Source organism: Streptomyces sp. DT190, assembly GCF_049846985.1.
Taxonomy (GTDB): domain Bacteria; phylum Actinomycetota; class Actinomycetes; order Streptomycetales; family Streptomycetaceae; genus Streptomyces.
In genome coordinates this window covers 20,159-43,447 of the sequence record NZ_JBNCNM010000009.1, presented here as the reverse complement: position 1 = coordinate 43,447, position 23,289 = coordinate 20,159, and the positions used below count along the sequence as shown (strand labels likewise).

Below are 23,289 nucleotides of genomic sequence, written 5' to 3'. Positions count from 1 at the left end.
ATGACGGCCGTCCTGCGCATCCTGCTCCGCCGCGTCGCCCTGCTCGTGCCGCTGATGCTCGGCATCGTGCTGTTCGTGTTCCTGGTGATGCGGTTCTCGGACGTCGACCCGGCGTCCGCGTTCTTCCAGGGCGCCAACCCCACCCCGCAGCAACTGCGCGACTTCCGCGAGGAACACGGCCTGCTCGACCCGCTGCCGGTGCGCTACGCCGCCTTCGTCGCCGACCTGCTCCACGGCGACCTGGGCACCAGCGCGCTGACCCGGGCGCCGGTGATCGACCAGGTGACCACCGCGCTGCCGCTCACCCTCCAGCTCACCTTCCTGGGGCTGGGCATCGCGGTGGTGCTGTCCCTGGTGGGGGGCGTCACGGCGGCCGTCCACCGGGACCGGTTGCCCGACCAGATCATCCGGGTCGCCTCGCTCACCGGGGTCGCCGCTCCCGGCTTCTGGCTGGCGCTGCTGATGATCCAGTACCTGGCGGTCGACCTGGGCTGGTTCCCCACCGGCGGCTACATCAACCCGGCCGACTCCTTCACCGGCTGGCTGAGGACCATGACCCTGCCGGCGTGCGCGCTGTCGCTGCCCGTGGCCGCGCAGCTGACCCGGATCGTGCGCACGGCCGTGGTGGAGGAACTGGACAAGGACTACGTACGGACGGCGATCGGCAGCGGGCTGCCGCCCCGGGTGGTGGTCGGGCGGAACGTCCTGCGGAACGCCCTGATCAACCCGCTCACCGTGCTCGGCCTGCGGGTCGGCTACCTCCTCGGCGGCGCGGTCGTCATCGAGACGATCTTCTCGCTGCCGGGCATGGGCAAGCTGATGATCGACGCCGTGAAGAACGGCGATCCGGCCGTCGTCCAGGGCGTCGTGCTGACCACGGCGGCCGGGTTCGTCGTCGTGAACCTGGTCATCGACGTCCTCTACCTGCTGGTCAACCCGCGACTGAGGGATGCGCGCACGTGAGGACCCGCAAGAGCCTTTCCACGGCCCTGTCCCGGCCCGGGGTGCGGCTGCGCGGCCGGCGCCGGCTGCCGCCGCTGTCGAAGATCGCCGTCTGCTTCCTGGCGGTCGTCGTCCTCATGGCCCTGCTCGCGCCGCTCCTCGCCCCGCACGACCCGCTCGACCAGCAGCCGCCGGTCGACGGCACCGGGCACCCGTCCGCCGGGCACTGGATGGGCCAGGACAGCCTCGGCCGGGACATCCTGAGCCGGCTGATGTACGGGGCGCGCTGGTCGCTCGCGATCGGGCTCGGCGCGACCGGGCTCGCCCTGGTGGCCGGCGCGCTGCTCGGGGCGGTCGCGGCGACCTCGCGCAAGGCCGTCGACGAGACGCTGATGCGCTGCCTGGACGTGGTGATGGCGTTCCCGGGCATCGCGCTGGCCGCCGTGCTGGTGGCGGTGTTCGGCGGCGGGATCACGGTGCTGATCTGCGCGATCGCGTTCCTGTTCATCCCACCGGTGGCCCGGGTGGTCCGGGCCAACGTCCTCGACCAGTACGGCGAGGACTACGTGACGGCGGAGCGGGTCATCGGCGCCCGCACGCCGCACATCGTGCTGAAGCACGTGGCGGTCAACTGCGCCGCCCCGGTGCTGGTGTTCTGCACCGTCCAGGTCGCCGAGGCGATCGTCTTCGAGGCGTCGCTGTCCTTCATCGGGGCGGGCGTGCGGCCGCCGGACCCGTCCTGGGGCAGCGTCATCGCCGACGGCAAGAACATGGTGCTGACCGGGGGCTGGTGGGCGACCGTGTTCCCGGGGCTGCTGATGCTGGTCACGGTGCTGTCCCTGAACGTGCTGTCCGAGGGCGTGTCCGACGCGTGGGCGGCCCCGTCGGACCGGCAGGTGAGGGCACCGGAGGACGACCGGCTGGAGGCGCCGGAGCCCGGCAGCGGCCGGATCGTGCCGCTGCCGGGCCTGCCGGAGGCGGCGCGCAGGCTGCGGTCCCGGGCCCGGCACGTCCCCCGGGACGGGCAGCCGGTGCTCGCGGTGGAGAACCTCGCCATCGGCTTCGACCGGCGGCACGGCGGCGTGGACGTCGTGGACGGCATCAGCTTCGAGGTGCACCCCGGTGAAGTGCTCGGACTGGTCGGCGAGTCGGGCTGCGGCAAGTCGCTGACCGCGCTGGCGGTCATGGGGCTGCAGCCGAGGGAGGCGCGGGTGCGCGGACAGGTCCGCTTCCACCAGCGGGACCTGCTCGCCGAGCCGATGCGCGTACGCCGCAGGCTCCTCGGCCACGAGATGGCGATGATCTACCAGGACGCGCTGTCCTCCCTGAACCCGGCCATGACGATCCGCGCCCAGCTGCGGCAGGTCGTGCGGCGCGGCGGGCGGCGCTCCGCCGTCGAGCTGCTGACGATGGTCGGCCTGGACCCCGAGCGCACCCTGCGCAGCTATCCGCACGAGCTGTCCGGCGGGCAGCGCCAGCGCGTCCTGATCGCGATGGCCCTCTCCCGGGACCCGAAGCTGATCGTCGCCGACGAGCCGACGACCGCACTGGACGTCACCGTGCAGGCGCAGGTCATGGAGCTGCTGCTGCGGCTGCGCGAGGAGCTGGGCTTCGCGCTGATCCTGGTCTCGCACGACCTGGCCCTGATCGCGGACGTCACCGACCGGGTGGTGGTGATGTACGGCGGGCAGGTCGTGGAGACGGGTGTCACCGCCGACCTGGTGGAGGCCCCGGCCCACCACTACACGCGCGGCCTGCTCGGGAGCGTGCTGTCGCTGGAGTCGGGGCAGGAGCGCATGCTGCAGATCAAGGGCGTCGTGCCGTCCCCGGCCGACTTCCCGGCGGGCTGCCGCTTCGCCGGCCGGTGCCCCCGCGCGAGCGAGGTGTGCCGGGCGACGGCTCCCGTCCTGACCGGTACGCCGGCGCACACGGCGGCCTGCCATCACCCGGCCATAGAGCTGTCGGCCACCGGGACCGAGGCGGTGTCATGAGCGAGCCGGTCCGCACGCCCGCCCCCGCCCTGGTGGAACTGGCCGGCGCGCACGTCGTGCACAGGGCCCGCAGCGGCGGCCTGTTCACCCGGGACCGGGTGTACGCCCTGACCGGGGCGGACCTGGCCGTCGCGCCCGGTGAGACGGTCGGCGTGGTCGGCGAGTCGGGCTGCGGCAAGTCGACCCTGGCGAAGGTGCTCGTCGGGGTGGAGCGGCCGGTCCGCGGGACGGTGACGTTCCGGGGGCGGGACCTGTGGGCGATGCCGGCCGCCGAGCGCCGCAGGACCGTCGGCGCGAGCACCGGCATGATCTTCCAGGACCCGTCGACGGCCCTGAACCGCCGTCTGCCCGTCCGGCGGATCCTGCGCGACCCGCTGGACGTGCACGACCGGGGCACCCGCGCCGGACGCGAGGAGCGGGTGCGGGAGCTGATGTCCCTGGTCGGTCTCCCCCGGGCCCTCGCCGACGCCCTGCCCGGGCAGTTGTCGGGCGGGCAGCGCCAGCGCGTGGCGATCGCCCGGGCCCTGGCCCTGGACCCGGACCTGGTCGTGGCGGACGAGCCGACCAGCGCCCTGGACGTCTCCGTCCGGGCCCAGATCCTCAACCTGCTGCTGGAGCTGAAGGAACGCCTGGGCCTGGCCCTGGTGTTCGTCTCGCACGACATCCAGACGGTGCGGCGGATGAGCGACCGGGTGATCACCATGTACCTGGGCCGGATCGTCGAGGAGTCCCCGGCGGCCCTGGTCACCGACCGGGCCCGGCACCCCTACACCCGCGCCCTGTTCTCCGCCACGCCCGGCCTGCTCGACCCGATCGAGCCCATCCCGCTGGCCGGTCCCGTCCCGTCGGCGACCCGGCCGCCGAGCGGCTGCCCGTTCCGCACGCGCTGCTGGAAGGCGGACGGCGTCTGCGCGCAGGAGATGCCGGGGTTCTCCGCCGCGTCGGCCCCTGCGCACCGCTTCCGCTGCCACCATCCTGTCCAGGAGGACGAGTCGACCCGTGACCTCGTCCACCGGAGCGACCCGATGGAGGCCCCATGACGAGCACCCCGCCGACCGGTGTCATCCCGCCCCTGTGCACGCCCCTGACACCGGACGGCGAGGTGGACGTCCCCTCGCTGCTCAGGCTCGTCGACCACCTGGTGGAAGGCGGGGTGCACGGCCTGTTCGTGCTCGGTTCGACCTCCGAGGCGGCCTATCTGACGGACGCGCAGCGCAGGCTGGTGGTCGAGTCGGTCGCGCGCCATGCCGGCGGGCGGCTGCCGGTGCTGGCCGGGGCGATCGACATGACCACGCCCCGTGTGCTGGACCACGTCGCCGCGGTGACCGCTGCGGGCGCGGACGCGGTCGTCGTCACCGTGCCGTTCTACGCCCGCACCCACCCGGCGGAGATCGTCCGCCACTACCGCGCCGTCGCCGCCGCGAGCCCCGTCCCGGTCATCGCCTACGACATCCCGGTCGCCGTCCACACGAAGCTGCCCGGGGACGTCGTCCTGGAGCTGGCCGCCGACGGCGTCCTGGCCGGGCTGAAGGACTCCAGCGGCGATCTGGCCGCCTTCCGGCAGGTCGTGACCGGTGTCCGCGACCACCCGGGCATCACCGGCTTCAGCGTGCTGACCGGCTCCGAGCTGATCGTCGACGCGGCCCTCGCCCTGGGCGCGGACGGCACGGTGCCCGGCCTCGGCAACGTCGACCCGCACGGCTACGTCCGCCTCGACCGCCTGTGCCGCGCCGGGCACACCGCGCAGGCCCGGGCCGAACAGGAGCGGCTGTGCGCCCTGTTCGGCATGGTGTCCGTCGGCGACCCGGCCCGTATGGGCCCGGGCTCCTCGGCGATCGGGGCGTTCAAGGCCGCACTGCACCTGCGGGGCGTGATCGACTGCCCGGCGACGGCCACCCCGCAGGTCCCGCTGTCACCGGACGAGGTCGAACGCGTCGCCGGACACCTGACCGCGGCCGGGCTGCTCTAGAGCTCACCGGCCGGGATCCGGCGGAACTCGATCGTCTCGTACGTGCCCCGCACGCCGGTCTCGTAGAGGATGCCCACCGCCCCGCGGCCCAGCGGCACCAGGTCGGAGTAGGCCGCGGGCCGCTGCGAGAGCGTCAGCGCCCTGGTGAAGGTGGCGCCTCCGTCGGTGCTGCGCCACACGGCCATCGCCCGGCGGGCGGTGGGCACCGAGGGGCCGGAGAACAGCAACGGAGCGTGGCGGCCGGGCGGTTGCAGGACGCTGCCCTGGACGACGGGGACGTCGTGCAGGGCCGGCTGCACGGTGTAGGGCCGGTCGAGGGACGTGCCGCCGTCGCCCGACCGGCTGTCGAGGCGGTGGCCCGCGTCGGTGCCGTGCTGGTCCCGGGCGTTGAAGTAGACGGAGCCGTCCGGGAGTTGGGCCGCCGTGGACTCGTTGGCGTTGACCCTGCCGTCGTAGGAGTCGTCGACGAAGCCGGTGCGCCAGGTCCGGCCGCCGTCGTCGCTGAGGAGCGCGTGGGCGCCGTAGTGGCGGGGTTCGCGGCCGGTGTCGGGGGAGCCGGCCGGCGGGGACGCCGAGTGGTTGGCGGGAACGACCAGACGGCCCGCGAAGGGGCCGTGGGTGAGGGCGAGCGCGTGGCCGGGGCCGGTCGCGTACCAGCGCCAGGACGGGCGTTTGACCTGCGCGGTGATCTCGCGGGGCGGGGTGAAGTGCCGGCCGTCGTCCCGGCTGCGCTGCACGAAGACACGGCGGCCCTGCGCGGGCGTGACCTCGCCGCGCATGATCTGCTCCTCCGTCACGTCACCGCTGTTGTAGCAGGTCAGCAGTACGACGGCGCCGCTGCGCGGGTCGACGACGGGTGCCGGGTTGCCCCGGGTGTCACCGTCCCCGGCGGCGACCACGGTGAGCGGGCCCCAGGTGCAGCCGCCGTCCGTGGAGCGTCTGAGGACGACGTCGATGTCGCCGCTGTCGCCCGCCCCGCCGCGTCTGCCCTCGGCGAAGGCGAGGACCGTGCCCCGGGGCGTGGCGAGGGCGGCGGGGATGCGGTACGTGGCGTAGCCGCCCTCGCCCGAGACGTACGGGACGGAGGACGTGCAGCCGGGGACGGCCGACGCGGTGGCGGTGCCCGCGGTGAGGGGGGTGAGCAGGACCGAGGTGACCAGGAGGGTGCGGCTGAGGAGTCTCATCCCTCAGATGCTCCCCGGCGTCACCATCCCCGACTCGTAGGCGACGATGACCAGCTGGGCCCGGTCCCGCGCCGCGAGTTTGCCCATGATGCGGCTGACGTGGGTCTTCGCGGTCAGCGGGCTCAGGCCCAACGCATCGGCGATCTCGGTGTTGTTGAGGCCGCGCGCGACCAGCGTGAGCACCTCCCGCTCGCGGTCGGACAGGCACTCGGGCCCGCCGGTCACCGGCGGCGAGGGGCTGCGCAGGAACCGCTCGATCAGCCGTGCCGTGGGCCCCGGCGACAGCAGGGCCTCACCGGCCGCGACCGTCCGGATGGCGTCCAGGAGTTCGGCCGGCCGGGTGTCCTTGACCAGGAACCCGGAGGCGCCGGCGCGCAGCGCGTCCACGATGTTCTCGTCGGTGTCGTACGTGGTCAGCACGAGCACCCGGACCCCCGCGAGGTCCTCGTCGGCCGCGATGAGCCGGGTCGCCTCGATGCCGTCCAGGTCGGGCATGCGGATGTCCATCACCACGAGGTCGGCGCGCGCGCTGCGGGCCAGCGCCACGGCCTGCCGGCCGGTGGCGGCCTGCCCGACGACCGCCATGTCCCGGGCCGACTCCACGAGCATCGCGAACGCCTCGCGCACCAGTGTCTGGTCGTCCGCGAGCAGCACCCGTATGGTCATCCGGTCCTCTCCCCCGTCGTGGTCAGCGGCAGGACCGCCGTCACCTCGAAACCGCCCCCGGCCCGTGGTCCGGCGTCGAGTGTGCCACCCACGCTGCGGGCCCGCTCCCGCATCCCGACGAGCCCGAAGCCCGGGGTGCCGCCCGGGGCCGGCCCGGCGCCGTCGTCGCTGACCGACAGGTGCAGGGCGCCCTCCCGTTCGTCCAGCTCGACCCGGACGGCCGGTCCGGGTCCGGCGTGCCGTACGGCGTTGGTGAGGGCCTCCTGCACGATGCGGTAGGCGGCGGCGCCGACGGCGGGCGGCACGTGCCGGATCCGTACGCTCTGCTCGACCCGGGCACCGGCCAGCCGCGCGGCCCGCGCCAGGTCGGGCAGCCCGTCCAGGCCGGGCAGCGGGCCGCGGGCGTCCCCGCCGTCCTGCGCGGCCTCGTGCGCGCGCAGCACCTCCAGCGTCGTGCGGAGTTCGCCCCGGGCGCTGCGGCAGGTCCCGGCGATGTCGTCGAGGGCCTTGGCGACCGTCTCCCGGTCCAGCCGCTCGGGGTCGGCGGCCAGCACGTGCGCGGCGACGGAGGTCTGCACGCCGATGAGGGTGATGCTGTGGGCCAGCAGGTCGTGCAGGTCCCGGGCGATCCGCAGCCGCTCCTCGGCGACGCGCCGCCGGGCCTCCTCCTCGCGGGTGCGTTCGGCCCGTTCGGCGCGCTCCACGATGGAGGCGACGTACTGGCGGTAGAAGCGCACGTCGACGCCGCAGAACAGCACGGCGACCACCCAGCCGGAGATCTTCAGCACCTCCAGGGCCTCGTGGGTGCTGACGGTGAGCATCACGCTGACGGAGAGGCCGACGACCCCGGCTCCGACCAGGACGGCACGCAGCGGGCGGCCGGTGACGGCGACGGTGTAGAGGGCGATGTAGGTGCCCGGGCTGGGCGCGGCGTGGACGTTGTCCAGGGCGTGGTACGGCGCGACGCAGGCCACGATCAGCAGCAGCACGAGCAGCGGCCGGCGCCGCCGCCACGGCAGCGGCACGTGGCTCGCGAGCAGCAGCGCCCAGCCGAGCGCGTCGGGCCGGCGCCCGTCGTCGACGAACAGCGCGATCCCGGCCGCGAGCGCCGCAGCGGCGAGGGCGAGCAGGGTGTCGTTGCGGACGGCGTGCGGGGCGGTCAGGGGGTCGCGGTTGATCACGGCCATGATCCGCTCGGCGGGACGCGACCGACTCGGGGACGTGGAGTGCTGCACGGGCATCATCCTCGGCGCGGAGGGCGTCCTTCCGGGAGGGGAGGGACGCCGTCGGCCGGTCAGGGGGCGTGCGCGGCCACGGGCTCGCCCTCCCGCGCGGGTGTCCGCAGCGGTGCCCGCGCGAGCCGGCCCGGCCACCACATGCGCCGTTTCAGCAGCACACTCGCCGTCGTCACCAGGTACGTCCGCACCAGGAACGTGTCCAGCAGCACCCCCACCGCGATGACGAACCCGAGCTCGACCAGACCGACCATCGGCAGGGTCGTCAGCACCGCGAACGTCGCCGCCAGCACCACCCCCGCCGAGGCGATCACCCCGCCGGTCGTGCGCAGCGCGGTCAGCGCCGCCGCCTCCGGCTCGGCCCCCTTCACGGACTCCTCCCGCATCCGGTGCATCAGGAAGATGCCGTAGTCGACCCCGAGGGCGACCAGGAACACGAACGACAGCAGCCCGAGCCCCGGATCCGTCCCGCCGAAGCCGAGCACCGGCTCGAACACCAGCCCTCCGATGCCGAGCGCCGCGCCCCACACCGCGACCACCGCCACCAGCAGCAGCAGCGGCGCGACCAGACTGCGCAGGAGCCCGACCAGGATGACGAACACCGCGGCGAGCACCAGCGGCACGATCACCTTGCGGTCCCGCGCCTCCGCGGCGGCGAGGTCGATCTGCTGGGCGCTGGGCCCGCCGACGTGCGCGCCCTGCGGGTCGAGCCCGCCACGCAGGGCCTCGATGGTGCGGGTCTCGGCCGCCGTCTCCGGCGGCGCGGTGGTGAAGACGGCGATCTCGGTCCAGCCCCCGCCGCTGCGCCCCGGGACCGCCTCGGCGACACCGTCGGTCGCCCGGGCCCGGTCCAGCACCGCCGCGGCCCTGCCCTCGGGGGCGATGACGGTCACGGGCCGGCTGCTGCGCTCGGGGTACTCCCGGGCCAGCGTCCGCATCGCGGTGATCGACTCGGGCCGCTCGGTGAAGGAGTCCTCCTGCTTGACGCTGCCGGACAGGTTGAGCGTGCCGAGCGCGAGCGCCCCGAGCAGGACGCCGCCACCGGCGAGCACGGCGGCGGGCCGGCGCGTCGCCGAGGTGCCCATCGCGGCGAACAGCGACCGCCGGGCCTTCGGCTCGCTGCCGAACGCGGGGATCAGCGGCCAGAAGACCCGGCGCCCGAGCAGCACCAGCACCGCGGGCAGCAGCGTCGTCATGGCGGCCAGCGCCGCGAGCACGCCGACCATGCCGACGGGGCCCATGCCGCGGCTGCTGTTGAGGTCGGCGGCGAGCAGGCACAGCAGCCCCGCCGCGACGGTCCCGGAGGAAGCGAGGACGGCCGGCCCGCAGCCGCGCAGGGCGGTGCGCATGGCGTCGTAGGGCCGCTCGTGGCGGCGCAGTTCCTCGCGGTAGCGGGAGACGATCAGCAGCGCGTAGTCGGTGCCGGCGCCGAGGACGAGCACGGTCATCACGCCGCCGCTCTGTCCGGTGACGGTGACGTCGAACAGGGCGTGCAGTCCGTAGCCGGCGGCCATGGCCACGGCGGCGGCGACGCCCGCGACGGCGAGCGGGACCAGCCACAGGAAGGGGCTGCGGTAGATGAGGACGAGCAGGACGGTGACGACGCCGAGGGTGGCCAGCAGCAAGGTGGCGTCGAGCGTCTCGAAGACCTTGTTCATGTCGGTGTTCAGCGCCCCGGGGCCGCCGACCTCGACGCTCAGTCCGCCCCCGCCCTCGGCGATGTCGCGCACGCCCTCGACGAACGCGTCCCGGGCCTCCTCGTCCTGGCCGGGCTGCGTGCTGGAGACCGGGTACATCAGGGTGGAGCCGTCCCGGGAGGGGATGCCGCGCGGCTCACCCGCCAGGTCGTAGGCGCCGCGCACCTCGGCGAGCTGCTCGGCGGCCGTGAGCCGGTCGGCGCCGGTCAGTCCCCCGCCGCGGTGGTACACCAGCACCAGGTCGGTCGACTCGCCGCCCGGCAGGGCGTCCTGAACGCGCGCCACCTGGGTCGAGTCGGCGCTGTCGGGCAGGTAGTCGACCGCGCGGTTCTGCTGGATGTCGCCGAACTTCCCGGCGAGCGGCCCGAGCAGCACCAGCGCGGCGATCCACAGCCCCGCCACCACCCAGGGCACGGCCCGCCCCCGCCCCGTACGCGTCCTTGTGGCCCCCATCGGTCCGGCTCCCTCCGGTCGGGTGTCTGGAACGCACTCCAGACTCCCGGCCGGCGGGGCCCGGCACGTCGGGCGTGAGACCGAGCCGGGGGTTACTGCGGGGGGCGGTGCGGAGGCGGGGTTACTCCCCCGGGAGTACCGCGGCCCGCCGCGTTCGCCGTCGCGCAGCCGGCCGACGTCGACGTGAACGAGATCGTCGTCCGGCCCACCGCGCGGAACCGAACCGGCCGGGGCCCGCGGCCCTCCTCCGCACGACCGCCCCACTGCGTTCGGCCGGGACGGCGTAAGGGCCGCGGTCGGTCAGGACTGCGTAGGGACCGCGCTCGGTCAGGACGGGGTGCGGGCCGCCGCCGCCAGCAGGCGGGTCACGTCGTCGGAGCAGATCGTGAGCGCCGCTCCGACCGTCGCCAGCACGTCCCGCTCGGCCGGGGTGTACGGTCCGTCCGCCAGGGCGATGCGGGCGCCCTGCAGCAGGATCGACTCGCGGCCGACGGTGGCGAGGTGCGGGGCGAGCGGGTCGAGGGCCTCGTGGAGCTCTATGGCCAGCCCGGCGCCGCAGGGTTCGCCGGTGATACGGCCGGTGTCCGCCGCCAGCGCCTCGACCAGGGCGGCCAGTTGCTCCTCGGTGCAGTCGTCGAAGCCGGCCGCGCGCACGGCGAGCACCGCCGTCTCCAGCGCGGTGCGGGATCCGGCGCCGCCCGCGGCCAGCACCGCGAGGGCGACGGTGTGCACGGCGTCGCGGAGCATCGCCGAGAAGCGGATCGTGGTCGGGTGGTCGAGCACGTCCGTGCCGAAGTGGCGGCGGCAGGCGGCGCACTCCACGACCGGGCCGGTCTCGCCGCGCGGCAGCACGGGCACGCCGAGCAGGGTGAAGCGGCGCTGTCCGGTCAGCCGCTGGTAGTTGCGGTCACCGCCGCAGCCGGGGCAGAAGAACTCCCCGTCGCCCGCGGCCGTCCACGCGGTACGGGTGCCCAGGATGCGGGCAAGCCCGGCGGCACGGCCGTTTCGTCCCCGTCCTGGCAGCACGTCGCACCTCCGTCACGCCGCACGGCAACGTCGCCGCGCTTGCGTGATGTTAGCCACATCCACGAGGAGGAGTCAGCACCCCGGAGGAGACCTTTCCGTGACCCTCACAGCAATTGGCCGGTATGTGACGGGGCTCCGCCCGCCGGACATCGGCGGACGGAGCCCTCAAACCGCCTCCAGGGCTGGTCAGCGCGTCGCGCGGTTGACGGCCGAGACGACGGCCTTCAGCGAGGCGCGCGTGGTGTTCGCGTCGATTCCGATCCCCCACAGGACCTTGCCGTCGATGGCGCATTCGATGTAGGAGGCGGCCTGCGCGGAGGCGCCCTCGCTCATCGTGTGCTCCTGGTAGTCCAGCAGGCGTACGTCGATGCCGACGGACTGCAGGGCGTCGAAGAACGCCGAGATGGGGCCGTTGCCGGAACCGGTCAGGACGGTGTCCCGGCCGTCGACCGTGGCCTCCACCTGCAGCGTGTCCACGCCGTCGGTGTCGGTGGTCGACTGGTTGTTCTTGACCTGGATCCGGCCCCAGGGGTTGTCGGGGTTGGGCAGGTACTCGTCCTGGAAGACGGCCCAGATGTCCTTCGGCGTGACCTCGCCGCCCTCGGCGTCGGTCTTGGCCTGGATGAGCTTGGAGAACTCGATCTGCATCCGGCGCGGCAGGTCCAGCTTGTGGTCGTTCTTCAGGACGTAGGCGATACCGCCCTTGCCGGACTGCGAGTTGACCCGGATGACCGCCTCGTAGGAGCGGCCGACGTCCTTGGGGTCGATGGGCAGGTAGGGGACGGCCCACTCGATGTCGTCGACGGTGACGCCCTTGGCCTGCGCCTCGGCCTCCATGGCGTCGAAGCCCTTCTTGATGGCGTCCTGGTGGGAGCCGGAGAAGGACGTGTAGACCAGGTCGCCCACGTACGGGTGGCGCGGGTGGACCTCCATCTGGTTGCAGTACTCCCACGTACGGCGGATCTCGTCGATGTCGGAGAAGTCGATCTGCGGGTCGACGCCCTGGGAGAAGAGGTTCATGCCCAGGGTGACCAGGTCGACGTTGCCGGTGCGCTCGCCCTGGCCGAACAGGCAGCCCTCGACGCGGTCGGCGCCGGCCATCAGGGCCAGCTCGGCGGCGGCGACGGCGGTGCCGCGGTCGTTGTGCGGGTGGATCGACAGGCAGACGTGCTCGCGGCGGGAGAGGTTGCGGCCCATCCACTCGAAGCGGTCGGCGTGGGTCGAGGGGGTGGAGCGCTCCACGGTGGCGGGCAGGTTGAGGATGATCTCGCGGCCCGGGCCGGGCTGCCAGACGTCCATGACCGCCTCGCAGACCTCCAGCGCGAAGTCCAGCTCGGTGTCGGTGAAGATCTCGGGGCTGTACTGGTAGCCGAACTCGGTCTCGGGGCCCAGCAGTTTCTCCGCGTACTCCATGACCAGGCGGGTGCCGTCGACGGCGATCTGCTTGATGTCGTCCCTGGAGCCGCGGAAGACGACCCGGCGGAAGACCGGAGCGGTGGCGTTGTACAGGTGGACCGTCGCCCGCCTGGCGCCCTTCAGGGACTCCACGGTGCGCTCGATCAGGTCCTCGCGGGCCTGGGTCAGCACGGAGATGGTGACGTCGTCGGGGATGGCCCCCGGCTCCTCGATGATGGAGCGTACGAAGTCGAAGTCCGTCTGGCCCGAGGCGGGGAAGCCGACCTCGATCTCCTTGTAGCCCATCTTGACCAGCAGGTCGAACATGGCGCGCTTGCGGGCGGGCGACATGGGGTCGATCAGGGCCTGGTTGCCGTCGCGCAGGTCGGTGGAGAGCCAGCGGGGGGCGGTGGTGATGCGCTGGTCCGGCCAGGTGCGGTCCGGGATGTCGACCTGCTCGTAGCGGCCGTACTTGTGGATCGGCATGGAACTGGGCTGCTGGCGGTTCGCCATGATGCTGTGGGCTCCTCAGAGGGTGTCCGGAAGGACGGCCGACGACGCAGCACCAAGCTCCGCGGGGAGGGAGTCGGCCTCGACTACAGGCCCTCGCCGCGGCAGCTAAGGAGAAGCAGCCCGAAACGCATGATGCGCAGCATGCTAGCCGAGCCCCTCTCTGCGCGTGGGGTCGTATCAGTATGCGGGACCCGGCGCCCAAACGGGACAAAAAGTGCGCTATACCACTTCACTACGGAGAGTGAAGTCCGTTGTCCCGGTATTTCACCAATCATGGTGGCCACTAGTGACAGTCTCGTCACGCAGTGCAAGGGTGCCGGGCATGACGACTCACGGGGGCTTCGAGCCCGTCTTCTGCACCATCGTCCCGCCTCATGTCCTCGACAAGCTCGCCCAGGCCGACGACCCGGCCCTCGCCGGTGCCGCCCGCCGCACCCTGCAGCGCGACGCCTACGAGCGCACCCAGCGCCGCCTGACCACCGTCCTCGGCGCCACCGCCGTGCCCTCGGCCGCCGACGGCAGGCCGCGGCGCACGATCCACGACGCCCGGCACGGCACCGACCTGCCCGGCCACAAGGTCCGCGGCGAGGGCGACGCCCCCGGCAAGGACGCCACGGTCAACCGGGCCCACGCCGGGCTCGGCGCGACCTTCGAGCTGTTCCTGCGGGCGTTCGGGCGCGACTCGATCGACGGCAGCGGCCTGCCGCTGAACGCGACCGTGCACTACGACCGCGACTACAACAACGCCTTCTGGAACGGCGAGCAGATGGTCTTCGGCGACGGGGACGGCGAGATCTTCCTGGACTTCACCATCCCGATCGACGTCATCGGCCACGAACTCGCGCACGGCGTCACGCAGTACACGGCCAACCTCACCTACTTCGGCCAGCCCGGGGCGCTCAACGAGTCCCTGTCGGACGTCTTCGGCGCGCTGATCAAGCAGTACACGCTCGGCCAGACCGCCGCCGAGGCCGACTGGCTGATCGGCGCCGGACTGCTCGCACCTCGCGTGACGGGCACGGCGCTGCGCTCCATGAAGGAGCCGGGCACGGCGTACGACGACGACGTGCTCGGCAAGGACCCGCAGCCGGCCACCATGGACGACTTCGTCCGCACCGGCCGCGACAACGGCGGCGTCCACATCAACTCGGGCATCCCCAACCACGCCTTCTACCTCGCCGCGACGGCCCTCGGCGGGCACGCCTGGGAGCGGGCGGGCCAGGTCTGGTACGACGTGCTGACCGGTGGCGAGCTGAAGGAGCAGGCGCTGTTCGCCGACTTCGCCACCCTCACCGTCAAGGCCGCCCGGGAGCGCTTCGGCGACGGCGAGGAGCTCGACGCCGTGTCGAAGGCCTGGGAGCAGGTCGGGGTGCGGACGCTGTAGTTCCGTACTAGACAGGTGCCATGCGTATTCAGGTGCGGCGCACGGGCGGTTTCGCGGGCATCGAGCGGCACGCCGAGGTGGACACCTCGGGCCGCTCCGATGCCGCCGAGTGGCACGCGCTGGCCGAGCGGGCGCTGGCCGACGGCCGGACCACGCCGCCGGTCGGGGTCCCGGACGGGTTCGCCTACCAGATCACCGTGGACGGACGGACCGTGTACGCGGCCGATCCGCGGCTGACCGGCGAACAGCGCGCGCTGATCTCGCGCGTACTGAAGGAGGGGGCGTAACGGCCGTTTACCGGCGAGGCCGTTGACTTCCGTTACCGACGGTACGGATGATCCGGCGCATGGCGACTGACGCAGGCACTCCGATCCCCCGCTTCCCGCCCGGCTTCCTGTGGGGCGTGTCGACCTCGGCGCACCAGATCGAGGGCGCGGCCGAGCTGCGCGAACCGTCCGTGTGGGACGCCTTCACGGCCGAGCCGGGGCGGGTCGGGGACGGCTCGACGGCGGCCGTGGCCTGCGACCACTTCCACCGCCACCGCGAGGACGTGGCGCTCCTGGCGGACCTGGGCGTGAACGCCTACCGCTTCTCGGTCTCCTGGCCGCGCGTGCGCTCCGCAGGGGGCCTGGACTTCTACGACCGGCTGGTGGACGACCTGTGCGCGGCGGGCGTCCGCCCGGTGCCGACGCTGTTCCACTGGGACCTGCCCGTGGACCTGGACTGGCTCGACCGGGACACCGCCGCGCGGTTCGCCGAGTACGTCGAGCTGGTCGCCGGCCGGCTCGGCGACCGTGTGTCCCGGTGGATCACCCTCAACGAGCCGGCCGAACACACCCTGCTGGGCCACGCCCTGGGGGTGCACGCGCCGGGCAGGCGGCTGCTGTTCGACGCCCTGCCGGTCGCCCACCACCAGCTGCTCGCCCACGGCCTGGCCGTCCGCGCCCTGCGCGCCGCGGGCGCCACGGACATCGGCATCGCCAACTCCCACGGCCCGACCTGGGCGGCCTCGGCCGAGGCGGCCGACCTGGAGGCGGCGGACTTCTACGACCTGCTGCTGAACCGCCTGTTCGCCGACCCGCTGCTGCTGGGCCGCTACCCGGACGGCATCGAGGCACTGCTGCCCGGGGACGTCGAGGCGGATCTGCGGGTGATCGCCGAGCCGATCGACTGGTACGGCGTCAACTACTACGCCCCGACGCGGGTGGGCGCACCGCGGGGGACGGAGATCGACTTCGGCGGGGTCACGATGCCGGCGGAACTGCCCTTCTCCGTGCGGCCGATCGAGGGCCGCCCGGTCACCGACTTCGGCTGGCCGGTCGTACCGGAGGGCCTCACCGAGCTCCTCACCTCGTTCCGCGACCGCTACGGCGACCGCCTCCCGCCGGTCGTCATCACCGAGAACGGCTGCGCGTACCCCGGCGTGGACGACCCGGAGCGCATCGCCTATCTGGACGGTCATCTCCGGGCCCTGCACCGGGCGGTGGAGGCGGGCGTCGACGTGCGCGGGTACTTCGTCTGGTCGCTGCTCGACAACTTCGAGTGGGCGGAGGGCTACGCACGCCGCTTCGGCCTCGTCCACGTCGACTTCGAGACCCTCAGGCGCACGCCCAAGGCGTCCTACCGGTGGTTCCGGGACGTGCTGCGGGAGCAGACGGGACCCCGGTGAGAGGGCCCGGCCCTCAGAACCCCAGCCGCCGCAGCTGCTTGGGGTCCCGCTGCCAGTCCTTGGCGACCTTGACGTGCAGGTCCAGGAAGACCGGCGTGCCCAGCAGCGCCTCGATCTGCTTGCGGGACTTGATGCCGACCTCCTTCAGGCGCTTGCCCTTGGGGCCGATGACGATGCCCTTCTGGCTGGGGCGCTCGATGAAGAGGTTGGCGTGGATGTCGAGGAGGGGCTTGTCGGCGGGGCGGTCCTCGCGCGGGAGCATCTCCTCCACCACGACCGCGATGGAGTGCGGCAGCTCGTCGCGGACGCCCTCCAGGGCCGCCTCGCGGATCAGCTCGGCCACCATGACCTGCTCGGGCTCGTCCGTCAGGTCGCCCTCGGGATAGAGGGCGGGGCCCTCCGGGAGCATCGGGATCAGCAGGTCCGCCAGCAGCTCGACCTGCTGGTCGCCGACCGCCGACACCGGGACGATCTCCGCCCACTCCATGCCCAGCTCCTTGCCGAGCTGGTCGATCGCGATGAGCTGCTCGGCCAGGGCCTTGCTGTCGACCAGGTCCGTCTTGGTGACGATCGCGACCTTCGGCGACTTCTTGATGCCCGCGAGCTCCTTGGCGATGAAACGGTCACCCGGACCGATCTTCTCGTTCGCCGGCAGGCAGAAGCCGATCACGTCGACCTCGGCCCAGGTGGTGCGCACCACGTCGTTCAGGCGCTCGCCCAGCAGGGTGCGCGGCTTGTGCAGTCCCGGGGTGTCCACCAGGATCAGCTGCGCGTCCGGCCGGTGCACGATGCCCCGCACGGTGTGCCGCGTGGTCTGCGGCCGGTTCGAGGTGATCGCCACCTTCTGCCCGACCAGAGCGTTCGTCAGCGTGGACTTGCCCGCGTTGGGGCGGCCCACGAAGCAGGCGAAGCCGGCACGGTGGACGGTCTCGCCCGACTCTTGGGATGACTGCATACGAACGCTCATGCCGCCCATTCTCCCTGATCCAACCGACCCCTCCGCACCGCGCCCCGCACACCCGCCGTCATGGGCTCCGGGGCCGCCTCGCCCCGGTCGCACCCGCACGGGTCCGGTGACAGCGGAGTTCAGCCGGCGGTGACCGTGCTGCGGACCGTCCCGTCGAGCCCCGCAAGCAGCACCGGCGTCTGCGCGCTGCCGAGGTCCCGCACGGCCGCCCGGTCCTCGTCGGAGACCGACTGCGCCTCGGTGACCACGGCCGCCGCCTCCAGCGACCGCGCCCCCGAGGCCACCGCCATCGCCACCGCCGTGCGCAGGGCGCTGAGCTGCAGGGAGTCCAGGGCCACCGTGCCCGCGACATAGGTGCGTCCGGTCTCGTCCCGTACGGCCGCCCCCTCGGGGACGCCGTTGCGGGCCCGCGCGGAACGGGCCAGGGTGACGATCTTGCGGTCCTCGGGGTCGAGCGCGCTGCTGTCGGTCATGATCCGAGCATACGGAAGCGTCAGGGGCGGTCGAGTCGGAGGCGGTCCGCTCGCGGCAGGCCGGCCACCACGAGGTCGTAGGAGTCCTCGATCAGCTCCCTGACCAACCGGTCGGGGAGGTCTCCGTCGGCGGTGACGGTGTTCCAGTGGCGCTTGTTCATGTGCCAGCCCGGCACGATGAGCCCTTCGTGCTCGCCGCGCAGGCGGACCGCCTCGTCGGGGTCGCACTTGAGGTTGACCTTCAGGGGGCGCGCGTCCAGGAAGGACAGGGCGAACAGCTTGCCCCGCACCTTGAACACGGAGATCTCCGGGCCGAAGGGGAAGTCCTCCTCCGCCGCGTTGAAGGACAGGCAGAACGCGCGCAGCTCCTGGGGGGTCACTCCGGCTTCTCCTCCTGCGGCGGCTCCGGCGGCTCGACCGGCTCGGCGAGCACGGTCACGATCTTGTTCCGGCGGCCGGCCGCGGCCTCCGCGGTCAGGCGCAGTTCCCGGCCGTCGGGGAGGGCCACCACGGACGACGCCCCGGCGATGGGCACCCGGCCCAGGGCCTTGGCGAGCAGACCGCCGACCGTCTCGACGTCCTCGTCGTCGTACTCCTCCAGGCCGTACAGCTCGCCCAGGTCGCCGATGTCGAGGCGGGCGGTGACACGGAAGCGGTCCTCGCCGAGGTCCTCCACCGGCGGCAGTTCCCGGTCGTACTCGTCGGTGATCTCGCCGACGATCTCCTCCAGGATGTCCTCGATGGTGACGATGCCGGCCGTGCCGCCGTACTCGTCGATGACGACGGCGACGTGGTTGCGTTCCTTCTGCATCTCGCGCAGCAGGTCGCCGGCGTTCTTGGTGTCGGGCACGAAGAACGCCGGGCGCATGGCGGTGGACACCTGCTCGGACTCGGCGTCGCGGCTGATGTGCGTCTTGCGGACCAGGTCCTTCAGGTACACGATCCCGACGATGTCGTCCTCGCTCTCGCCGGTGACCGGTATGCGCGAGAAGCCCGAGCGCAGGGCGAGGGTGAGGGCCTGGCGGATGGTCTTGAAGCGCTCGATGACCACCAGGTCCGTGCGCGGCACCATGACCTCGCGGACCAGGGTGTCGCCCAGCTCGAAGACGGAGTGCACCATGCGGCGCTCCTCGTCCTCGATGAGGGACTCCTTCTCGGCGAGGTCGACCAGCGCGCGCAGCTCCGCCTCGGAGGCGAACGGGCCGCGCCGGAAGCCCTTGCCGGGCGTGAGCGCGTTGCCGATGAGGATCAGCAGCGACGGGATCGGGCCCATGATCCGGGCCAGCGGCACCAGCACGTACGCCGAGACCGTCGCCGTGTTCAGCGGGTGCTGGCGGCCGATGGTGCGCGGCGAGACCCCGACGGCGACGTACGACACGAGGACCATGACCGCGATGGCGATCAGCAGGGCCTGTGTGGTGCCGTCGAACTCCTGCAGGCAGCCGTAGGTGATCAGCGCGGCGGCGGCCATCTCGCAGGCGACACGGACCAGCAGCGCCACGTTGAGGTAGCGGGTCGGGTCGGCGGCGACCTGGGAGAGCTTGGCGCTGCCGCGGCGGCCCGAGCGCACGGCCTCCTCGGCGCGGAAGCTGGAGACGCGCGCGAGGCCCGCCTCCGCGCAGGCGGCGAGCCAGGCCACGACCACCAGGGCGACGGCGCCCAGGGCGAGTTGCGGACTCATCGGCGGCTACGAGACCGTCGGCGCCGGGGACGGGCCGGTCAGGCCCCGCTCCGCGCGCCAGCCGTCCACGATGGCCGCCTGGAGGCCGAACATCTCGGCCTTCTCGTCCGGTTCCTCGTGGTCGTAGCCGAGCAGGTGCAGCACACCGTGGACGGTGAGGAGCTGGAGCTCCTCGTCCATGGAGTGCTGCGTGTCCGCTTCCCTGCCCTGCTTCTCGGCGACCTCGGGGCACAGCACGATGTCGCCGAGCAGCCCCTGCGGCGGCTCGTCGTCGTCCTTGGACGGCGGGCGCAGCTCGTCCATCGGGAACGACATGACATCCGTCGGGCCGGGGAGGTCCATCCACTGGATGTGGAGCTGCTCCATGGCGGCCGCGTCCACGACGATCACCGAGAGCTCGGAGAGCGGGTGGATGCGCATCCGCGCGAGTGCGTAGCGGGCGATGTCGAGGATCGCCTGCTCGTCGACCTCGGTTCCGGACTCGTTGTTGACGTCGATCGACATGGTGCTGTGTGTGTCTACTTCCCCTTGTGCCCGGCCTTGCCGCGGCCCTTGTGCGCGCCGTTCTCGGTGCCGTGCTTCGTGTCGTACTTCTCGTACGCGTCGACGATACGGCCCACCAGCCTGTGCCGGACGACGTCCTGGGACGACAGCCGCGAGAAGTGCACGTCCTCCACGCCGTCCAGGATGTCCTGGACCTGCCGCAGACCGGACTTCGTGCCGTCGGGCAGGTCGACCTGCGTCACGTCACCCGTGATCACGATCTTCGAGTCGAAGCCGAGGCGGGTGAGGAACATCTTCATCTGCTCGGGGCTCGTGTTCTGGGCCTCGTCCAGGATGATGAAGGCGTCGTTGAGCGTGCGGCCGCGCATGTAGGCGAGCGGCGCGACCTCGATCGTGCCCGCCGCCATCAGCCGCGGGATCGAGTCCGGGTCGAGCATGTCGTGCAGCGCGTCGTACAGCGGGCGCAGGTACGGGTCGATCTTCTCGTAGAGCGTGCCGGGCAGGAAGCCGAGGCGCTCGCCGGCCTCGACCGCCGGGCGGGTCAGGATGATGCGGTTGACCTGCTTGGACTGCAGGGCCTGCACCGCCTTGGCCATCGCCAGGTACGTCTTGCCGGTGCCGGCCGGGCCGATGCCGAAGACGATCGTGTGCTTGTCGATCGCGTCCACGTAGCGCTTCTGGTTGAGCGTCTTGGGGCGGATCGTGCGGCCGCGCGAGGACAGGATGTTCTGCGTGAGCACCTGGGCCGGGGTCTCCTGGCCGTCGCTCTCGCCGCTGTCGCTCGCCTTGAGCATGGCGATCGAGCGTTCCACTGCGTCCTCCGTCATCGGCTGTCCGGTGCGGAGCACCAGCATCATCTCGTCGAACACGCGGGCGATGAGGGCGACGTCCTTCGGGTCGCCTGCCGCGCTGATCTCGTTGCCCCGGACGTGGATGTCGGCCGCCGGGAAGGCCTTCTCGATCACGCGCAGGAGGGAGTCGCCGGACCCCAGCACGGTCACCATGGGGTGTTGGGCGGGGACGGTGAACTGCGCTCTCGCCTGCTCCTGCGCGGGGGTGTGAGCTGTGGGTGTCTGAGTCATGGGCCGGCGCTGAAGGCCTGCGGTTCCTCCTCGTCACGGCCGCGTAGCTGAGGGCGGCCTCGCGACTCCCAGGGTACGACGGGCAAGTGACAACGCCGTAGGGGTTTTGGAAGCGAGGTCGCGATCCGGGGCCCGGGGGGTCCCGGCCGCGGGGTCAGGCCGAGCGGCGGAACCCGATCGTGGGGACGGCCCGCCGCAGCGGCCAGGGCCGCACCAGCTCCTCGGGCACCAGGTCGGCCAGGAACCCGTACCGCTCCAGCGCCGCCGCCGACTGCCCCTCGACGGACTGCACCCTGCGCCACCACGCCGCGATCTCCGACCACCCCGGCGCCGACAGCGAACCGCCGAACTCCTGCACCGACAGCGCCGCCGTCAGCCCGGCGAAGGCCAGCCGGTCCGCCAGCGGCCAGTCGGCCAGCGTCCCGGCCACGAACCCGGCGACGAACACGTCCCCGGCCCCGGTCGGGTCGAGCGCCTCGACCTCGATCGCGGGCACCTCGGCCGTCTCCCCCGTGCGCCGGTCCACCGCGTACGCGCCGTCCGCCCCGAGGGTGACCACGGCGAGCGGCACGTACTCGGTCAGGGCGTGCGCGGCGGCCCGGGGGCAGTCCGTGCGCGTGTACCGCATGGCCTCCTCCGCGTTGGGCAGGAACGCCTCGCAGTGCCGCAGGTCGGGCAGGCCGGCGAGATCCCACGCCCCGGTGTCGTCCCAGCCGACGTCGCCGAAGACACGGGTGCCGCGGCTCGCGGCCTGGGCGATCCAGGGCGCGCTGACGCCGGGCGCGAGGGAGGCGACGGCGGCACGGGCGCGGGGCGGGCAGGAGGGGGCCGGCTCCTCGGGGGGCGGCTCGTGGCCGTGCGAGACCATCGTGCGCTCCCCCTCGTACGCCATGGAGACGGTCACCGGGGAGTGCCAGCCGGGCACGGTGCGCGACGGGGAGAGGTCGATGCCCTCGCCGTGTTCCAGGGCGTCCCAGCAGTAGTCGCCGTAGTGGTCGTCGCCGAAGGCCGCGGCGAGGGACGTGCGCAGGCCGAGGCGGGCGAGCGCGGTGGCCATGTTGGCGACACCGCCGGGGCTCGACCCCATGCCGCGCGCCCAGGACTCCGTCCCGCGCACCGGGGCGGAGTCGAGGCCGGTGAAGACGATGTCGAGGAAGACCGTGCCGGTGAGGTAGACGTCCCAGGGCGGGTCGTCCGGCCTGCGCAGGGGGGCGAGGGGATCGACCTGGGTCTGACGGTGCGATCCCTTTCCGGCCGGGGCGGTGGACGCGATCACGATGCGCTCCCTGACGTGGTGCGGATCAGGCCAGTCTGCACCACATCGCCGACAGCGTGACGCCGATCACGCCCGCCCCACCCGTCCCGTCAGCTCGCGCCCGGCCGCCGCGCGCCCCCCGCTTCCCCGGGCGCCGGGCCTACGCGCGCGGTACGGGGGGCGTGTGGTTCACAGGGCGGCTCCCACCAGGTCGAGTCCGGAGCGCAGGAGGGCGTCGAGGGCCGCGAGGTCGGCGGGCGAGGGGTCGGTGAGCGGGGCGCGCACGGGGCCCACGGCATGGCCGCGCAGCCGGGCCGCGGCCTTCACCAGGGACACGGCGTACCCGGGGACGCGGTCGCGCAGTTCGACGAGCGGGACGTAGAAGTCGCGCAGCAGTTCGTCGACCGTGCCGTGGTCGCCGTCGCGCAGGGCGGTGAAGAAGGCGTCGGCGATCTCGGGCGCGAAGGCGTGGACGGCGGAGGAGTAGGCCGGGACGCCGACGGCGGCGTAGGCGCGGGCCTGGATCTCGGCGGTGGCGGCCCCGTTGAAGAACAGGAAGTCCTCGGGTGCGGCGAGGGTGAGGCGTTGCAGCCGGTCGAGGTCGCTGTGGCCGTCCTTGAGGCCGATGACACCGGGCAGGGCGGCGACGCGCCGGAGCGACTCGGCGGTGAAGGAGACCTGGCCGCGCTGGTAGGCGATCAGGGGCAGCGGGGTGCGGGCGGCGATCTCCTCCAGCTGGGCGACCAGGCCGTCCTGCGGGGCGGCGACGAGGTAGTGCGGCAGGACGAGGAGCGCGTCGGCTCCGGCGTCCTCGGCGATGCGCGCGAACCGCACGGCCTGCGCCCAGCCGTAGCCGGTGCCCGCGACGACGGGGACGCGCCCGGCCGCCTCCTCCACGGTGATGGCGACGACCTGCCGGTACTCGTCCTCGTCCAGCGAGAAGAACTCGCCGGTGCCGCAGGCGGGGAAGACGGCGCCGGGCGCGGCGGCCAGCCGCTCGGCGACGTAGCGGCGGAATCCGTCCGGGTCGAGGGTGCCGTCGTCGCGGAAGCTGGTCAGCGGGAACGACAGCACGCCGCCCGCCATGCCGTCCCGCAGCCGCTGCGCGACCGCCACCGGTCCACCGCTCACGGTCATCTCCTTATGTAGACGTCATCCATGTATGAGAATGAAGGTTAGGTAGCCGAACAGGGGCCGTCAACC

At 72.9% G+C, this 23,289-nt stretch carries 21 protein-coding genes; 7 read left to right on the top strand and 14 right to left on the bottom strand.

What is annotated here, in order from left to right:
* The 4 genes from ACPXCS_RS17715 to ACPXCS_RS17700 are packed head-to-tail and all read left to right on the top strand — an operon-like array spanning nucleotide 1 to nucleotide 4,902.
* Nucleotides 1–963 carry an ABC transporter permease gene (locus ACPXCS_RS17715; RefSeq protein ID WP_425945017.1) on the top strand — a complete coding sequence of 321 codons (963 nt, stop codon included), beginning with the start codon at nucleotides 1–3 and terminating at the stop codon, nucleotides 961–963.
* The gene (locus ACPXCS_RS17710; protein ID WP_425945016.1) at nucleotides 960–2,933 is read left to right on the top strand and encodes a dipeptide/oligopeptide/nickel ABC transporter permease/ATP-binding protein; all 1,974 of its coding nucleotides are present in this window, start codon (nucleotides 960–962) and stop codon (nucleotides 2,931–2,933) included. Before ACPXCS_RS17715 ends, ACPXCS_RS17710 begins: the two co-directional genes overlap by 4 nt.
* Nucleotides 2,930–3,973 (top strand): oligopeptide/dipeptide ABC transporter ATP-binding protein, encoded by a 1,044-nt coding sequence (locus ACPXCS_RS17705; RefSeq protein WP_425945015.1) that lies wholly within the window; start codon nucleotides 2,930–2,932, stop codon nucleotides 3,971–3,973. Before ACPXCS_RS17710 ends, ACPXCS_RS17705 begins: the two co-directional genes overlap by 4 nt.
* Nucleotides 3,970–4,902, top strand: a complete 933-nt coding sequence (locus ACPXCS_RS17700; protein ID WP_425945014.1) for a dihydrodipicolinate synthase family protein — start codon at nucleotides 3,970–3,972, stop codon at nucleotides 4,900–4,902. Before ACPXCS_RS17705 ends, ACPXCS_RS17700 begins: the two co-directional genes overlap by 4 nt.
* Here ACPXCS_RS17700 and ACPXCS_RS17695 read toward each other — a convergent pair.
* The 6 genes from ACPXCS_RS17695 to leuA form a co-directional block, all read right to left on the bottom strand.
* On the bottom strand, nucleotides 4,899–6,086 hold the full coding sequence (locus tag ACPXCS_RS17695; protein ID WP_425945013.1) for a sialidase family protein: 1,188 nt from the start codon (nucleotides 6,084–6,086) through the stop codon (nucleotides 4,899–4,901). The two genes, ACPXCS_RS17700 and ACPXCS_RS17695, sit on opposite strands and share 4 nt — an antisense overlap.
* A gap of 3 nt (nucleotides 6,087–6,089) precedes the next feature.
* Complete coding sequence (locus ACPXCS_RS17690; protein WP_425945012.1) at nucleotides 6,090–6,752, bottom strand: response regulator; 663 nt, start codon at nucleotides 6,750–6,752, stop codon at nucleotides 6,090–6,092.
* The gene (locus ACPXCS_RS17685) at nucleotides 6,749–7,996 is read right to left on the bottom strand and encodes a sensor histidine kinase (RefSeq protein ID WP_425945010.1); all 1,248 of its coding nucleotides are present in this window, start codon (nucleotides 7,994–7,996) and stop codon (nucleotides 6,749–6,751) included. The genes ACPXCS_RS17690 and ACPXCS_RS17685 overlap by 4 nt, the downstream gene beginning before the upstream one ends.
* A 50-nt stretch (nucleotides 7,997–8,046) precedes the next feature.
* Nucleotides 8,047–10,137, bottom strand: a complete 2,091-nt coding sequence (locus tag ACPXCS_RS17680; RefSeq protein WP_425945009.1) for an MMPL family transporter — start codon at nucleotides 10,135–10,137, stop codon at nucleotides 8,047–8,049.
* A gap of 327 nt (nucleotides 10,138–10,464) precedes the next feature.
* The gene (locus ACPXCS_RS17675) at nucleotides 10,465–11,163 is read right to left on the bottom strand and encodes a TerB family tellurite resistance protein (RefSeq protein WP_425945008.1); all 699 of its coding nucleotides are present in this window, start codon (nucleotides 11,161–11,163) and stop codon (nucleotides 10,465–10,467) included.
* Between the two features lie 186 nt (nucleotides 11,164–11,349).
* A complete protein-coding gene (gene leuA, locus ACPXCS_RS17670; RefSeq protein WP_425945007.1) occupies nucleotides 11,350–13,071 on the bottom strand; it encodes a 2-isopropylmalate synthase in 1,722 nt (573 codons plus the stop codon).
* A gap of 322 nt (nucleotides 13,072–13,393) precedes the next feature.
* Between leuA and ACPXCS_RS17665 the strand changes: the two genes are divergently transcribed.
* Genes ACPXCS_RS17665 through ACPXCS_RS17655 form a run of 3 tightly spaced genes read left to right on the top strand, consistent with a single transcriptional unit; the run spans nucleotide 13,394 to nucleotide 16,124 of the window.
* Complete coding sequence (locus ACPXCS_RS17665; RefSeq protein WP_425945006.1) at nucleotides 13,394–14,455, top strand: M4 family metallopeptidase; 1,062 nt, start codon at nucleotides 13,394–13,396, stop codon at nucleotides 14,453–14,455.
* A gap of 20 nt (nucleotides 14,456–14,475) precedes the next feature.
* Nucleotides 14,476–14,742, top strand: coding sequence for a protealysin inhibitor emfourin (locus ACPXCS_RS17660; protein WP_425945005.1), 267 nt, complete (start codon nucleotides 14,476–14,478; stop codon nucleotides 14,740–14,742).
* A gap of 59 nt (nucleotides 14,743–14,801) precedes the next feature.
* Nucleotides 14,802–16,124 carry a GH1 family beta-glucosidase gene (locus tag ACPXCS_RS17655; protein WP_425945004.1) on the top strand — a complete coding sequence of 441 codons (1,323 nt, stop codon included), beginning with the start codon at nucleotides 14,802–14,804 and terminating at the stop codon, nucleotides 16,122–16,124.
* Between the two features lie 13 nt (nucleotides 16,125–16,137).
* On the opposite strand, the gene era is transcribed toward ACPXCS_RS17655, so the two are convergent.
* The 8 genes from era to ACPXCS_RS17615 all read right to left on the bottom strand — a co-directional run bounded on the left by era (nucleotide 16,138) and on the right by ACPXCS_RS17615 (nucleotide 23,223).
* The gene (gene era, locus ACPXCS_RS17650; RefSeq protein WP_425945003.1) at nucleotides 16,138–17,091 is read right to left on the bottom strand and encodes a GTPase Era; all 954 of its coding nucleotides are present in this window, start codon (nucleotides 17,089–17,091) and stop codon (nucleotides 16,138–16,140) included.
* A gap of 119 nt (nucleotides 17,092–17,210) precedes the next feature.
* Entirely contained in the window at nucleotides 17,211–17,564 is a 354-nt protein-coding gene (locus tag ACPXCS_RS17645) for a cytidine deaminase (RefSeq protein ID WP_425945002.1), read from the bottom strand.
* Nucleotides 17,565–17,584: 20 nt separating this feature from the next.
* Nucleotides 17,585–17,944: an MmcQ/YjbR family DNA-binding protein gene (locus tag ACPXCS_RS17640; RefSeq protein ID WP_425945001.1), complete on the bottom strand. Its 360-nt coding sequence runs from the start codon at nucleotides 17,942–17,944 to the stop codon at nucleotides 17,585–17,587.
* On the bottom strand, nucleotides 17,941–19,245 hold the full coding sequence (locus ACPXCS_RS17635) for a hemolysin family protein (protein WP_425945000.1): 1,305 nt from the start codon (nucleotides 19,243–19,245) through the stop codon (nucleotides 17,941–17,943). Before ACPXCS_RS17635 ends, ACPXCS_RS17640 begins: the two co-directional genes overlap by 4 nt.
* 6 nt (nucleotides 19,246–19,251) lie before the next feature.
* Nucleotides 19,252–19,749: an rRNA maturation RNase YbeY gene (gene ybeY / locus ACPXCS_RS17630; protein ID WP_425944999.1), complete on the bottom strand. Its 498-nt coding sequence runs from the start codon at nucleotides 19,747–19,749 to the stop codon at nucleotides 19,252–19,254.
* Between the two features lie 14 nt (nucleotides 19,750–19,763).
* Nucleotides 19,764–20,831, bottom strand: coding sequence for a PhoH family protein (locus ACPXCS_RS17625; RefSeq protein ID WP_425944998.1), 1,068 nt, complete (start codon nucleotides 20,829–20,831; stop codon nucleotides 19,764–19,766).
* Between the two features lie 154 nt (nucleotides 20,832–20,985).
* Nucleotides 20,986–22,107 carry a carbohydrate kinase family protein gene (locus ACPXCS_RS17620; protein WP_425944997.1) on the bottom strand — a complete coding sequence of 374 codons (1,122 nt, stop codon included), beginning with the start codon at nucleotides 22,105–22,107 and terminating at the stop codon, nucleotides 20,986–20,988.
* A gap of 168 nt (nucleotides 22,108–22,275) precedes the next feature.
* On the bottom strand, nucleotides 22,276–23,223 hold the full coding sequence (locus ACPXCS_RS17615) for a 5-dehydro-4-deoxyglucarate dehydratase (RefSeq protein WP_425944996.1): 948 nt from the start codon (nucleotides 23,221–23,223) through the stop codon (nucleotides 22,276–22,278).
* Nucleotides 23,224–23,289 lie beyond the last annotated feature (66 nt).

Bases quoted from the DNA above. Each gene is read 5' to 3' on its own strand.
- ACPXCS_RS17690 (WP_425945012.1), bottom strand. From the start codon at position 6,752: ATGACCATACGGGTGCTGCTCGCGGACGACCAGACACTGGTGCGCGAG.
- ACPXCS_RS17665 (WP_425945006.1), top strand. From the start codon at position 13,394: ATGACGACTCACGGGGGCTTCGAGCCCGTCTTCTGCACCATCGTCCCG.
- ACPXCS_RS17655 (WP_425945004.1), top strand. From the start codon at position 14,802: ATGGCGACTGACGCAGGCACTCCGATCCCCCGCTTCCCGCCCGGCTTC.
- ACPXCS_RS17695 (WP_425945013.1), bottom strand. From the start codon at position 6,086: ATGAGACTCCTCAGCCGCACCCTCCTGGTCACCTCGGTCCTGCTCACC.
- ybeY (WP_425944999.1), bottom strand. From the start codon at position 19,749: ATGTCGATCGACGTCAACAACGAGTCCGGAACCGAGGTCGACGAGCAG.
- ACPXCS_RS17635 (WP_425945000.1), bottom strand. From the start codon at position 19,245: ATGAGTCCGCAACTCGCCCTGGGCGCCGTCGCCCTGGTGGTCGTGGCC.
- ACPXCS_RS17715 (WP_425945017.1), top strand. From the start codon at position 1: ATGACGGCCGTCCTGCGCATCCTGCTCCGCCGCGTCGCCCTGCTCGTG.
- leuA (WP_425945007.1), bottom strand. From the start codon at position 13,071: ATGGCGAACCGCCAGCAGCCCAGTTCCATGCCGATCCACAAGTACGGC.
- ACPXCS_RS17615 (WP_425944996.1), bottom strand. From the start codon at position 23,223: ATGACCGTGAGCGGTGGACCGGTGGCGGTCGCGCAGCGGCTGCGGGAC.
- ACPXCS_RS17705 (WP_425945015.1), top strand. From the start codon at position 2,930: ATGAGCGAGCCGGTCCGCACGCCCGCCCCCGCCCTGGTGGAACTGGCC.
- era (WP_425945003.1), bottom strand. From the start codon at position 17,091: ATGAGCGTTCGTATGCAGTCATCCCAAGAGTCGGGCGAGACCGTCCAC.
- ACPXCS_RS17700 (WP_425945014.1), top strand. From the start codon at position 3,970: ATGACGAGCACCCCGCCGACCGGTGTCATCCCGCCCCTGTGCACGCCC.
- ACPXCS_RS17685 (WP_425945010.1), bottom strand. From the start codon at position 7,996: ATGATGCCCGTGCAGCACTCCACGTCCCCGAGTCGGTCGCGTCCCGCC.
- ACPXCS_RS17645 (WP_425945002.1), bottom strand. From the start codon at position 17,564: ATGACCGACAGCAGCGCGCTCGACCCCGAGGACCGCAAGATCGTCACC.
- ACPXCS_RS17680 (WP_425945009.1), bottom strand. From the start codon at position 10,137: ATGGGGGCCACAAGGACGCGTACGGGGCGGGGGCGGGCCGTGCCCTGG.
- ACPXCS_RS17660 (WP_425945005.1), top strand. From the start codon at position 14,476: ATGCGTATTCAGGTGCGGCGCACGGGCGGTTTCGCGGGCATCGAGCGG.
- ACPXCS_RS17625 (WP_425944998.1), bottom strand. From the start codon at position 20,831: ATGACTCAGACACCCACAGCTCACACCCCCGCGCAGGAGCAGGCGAGA.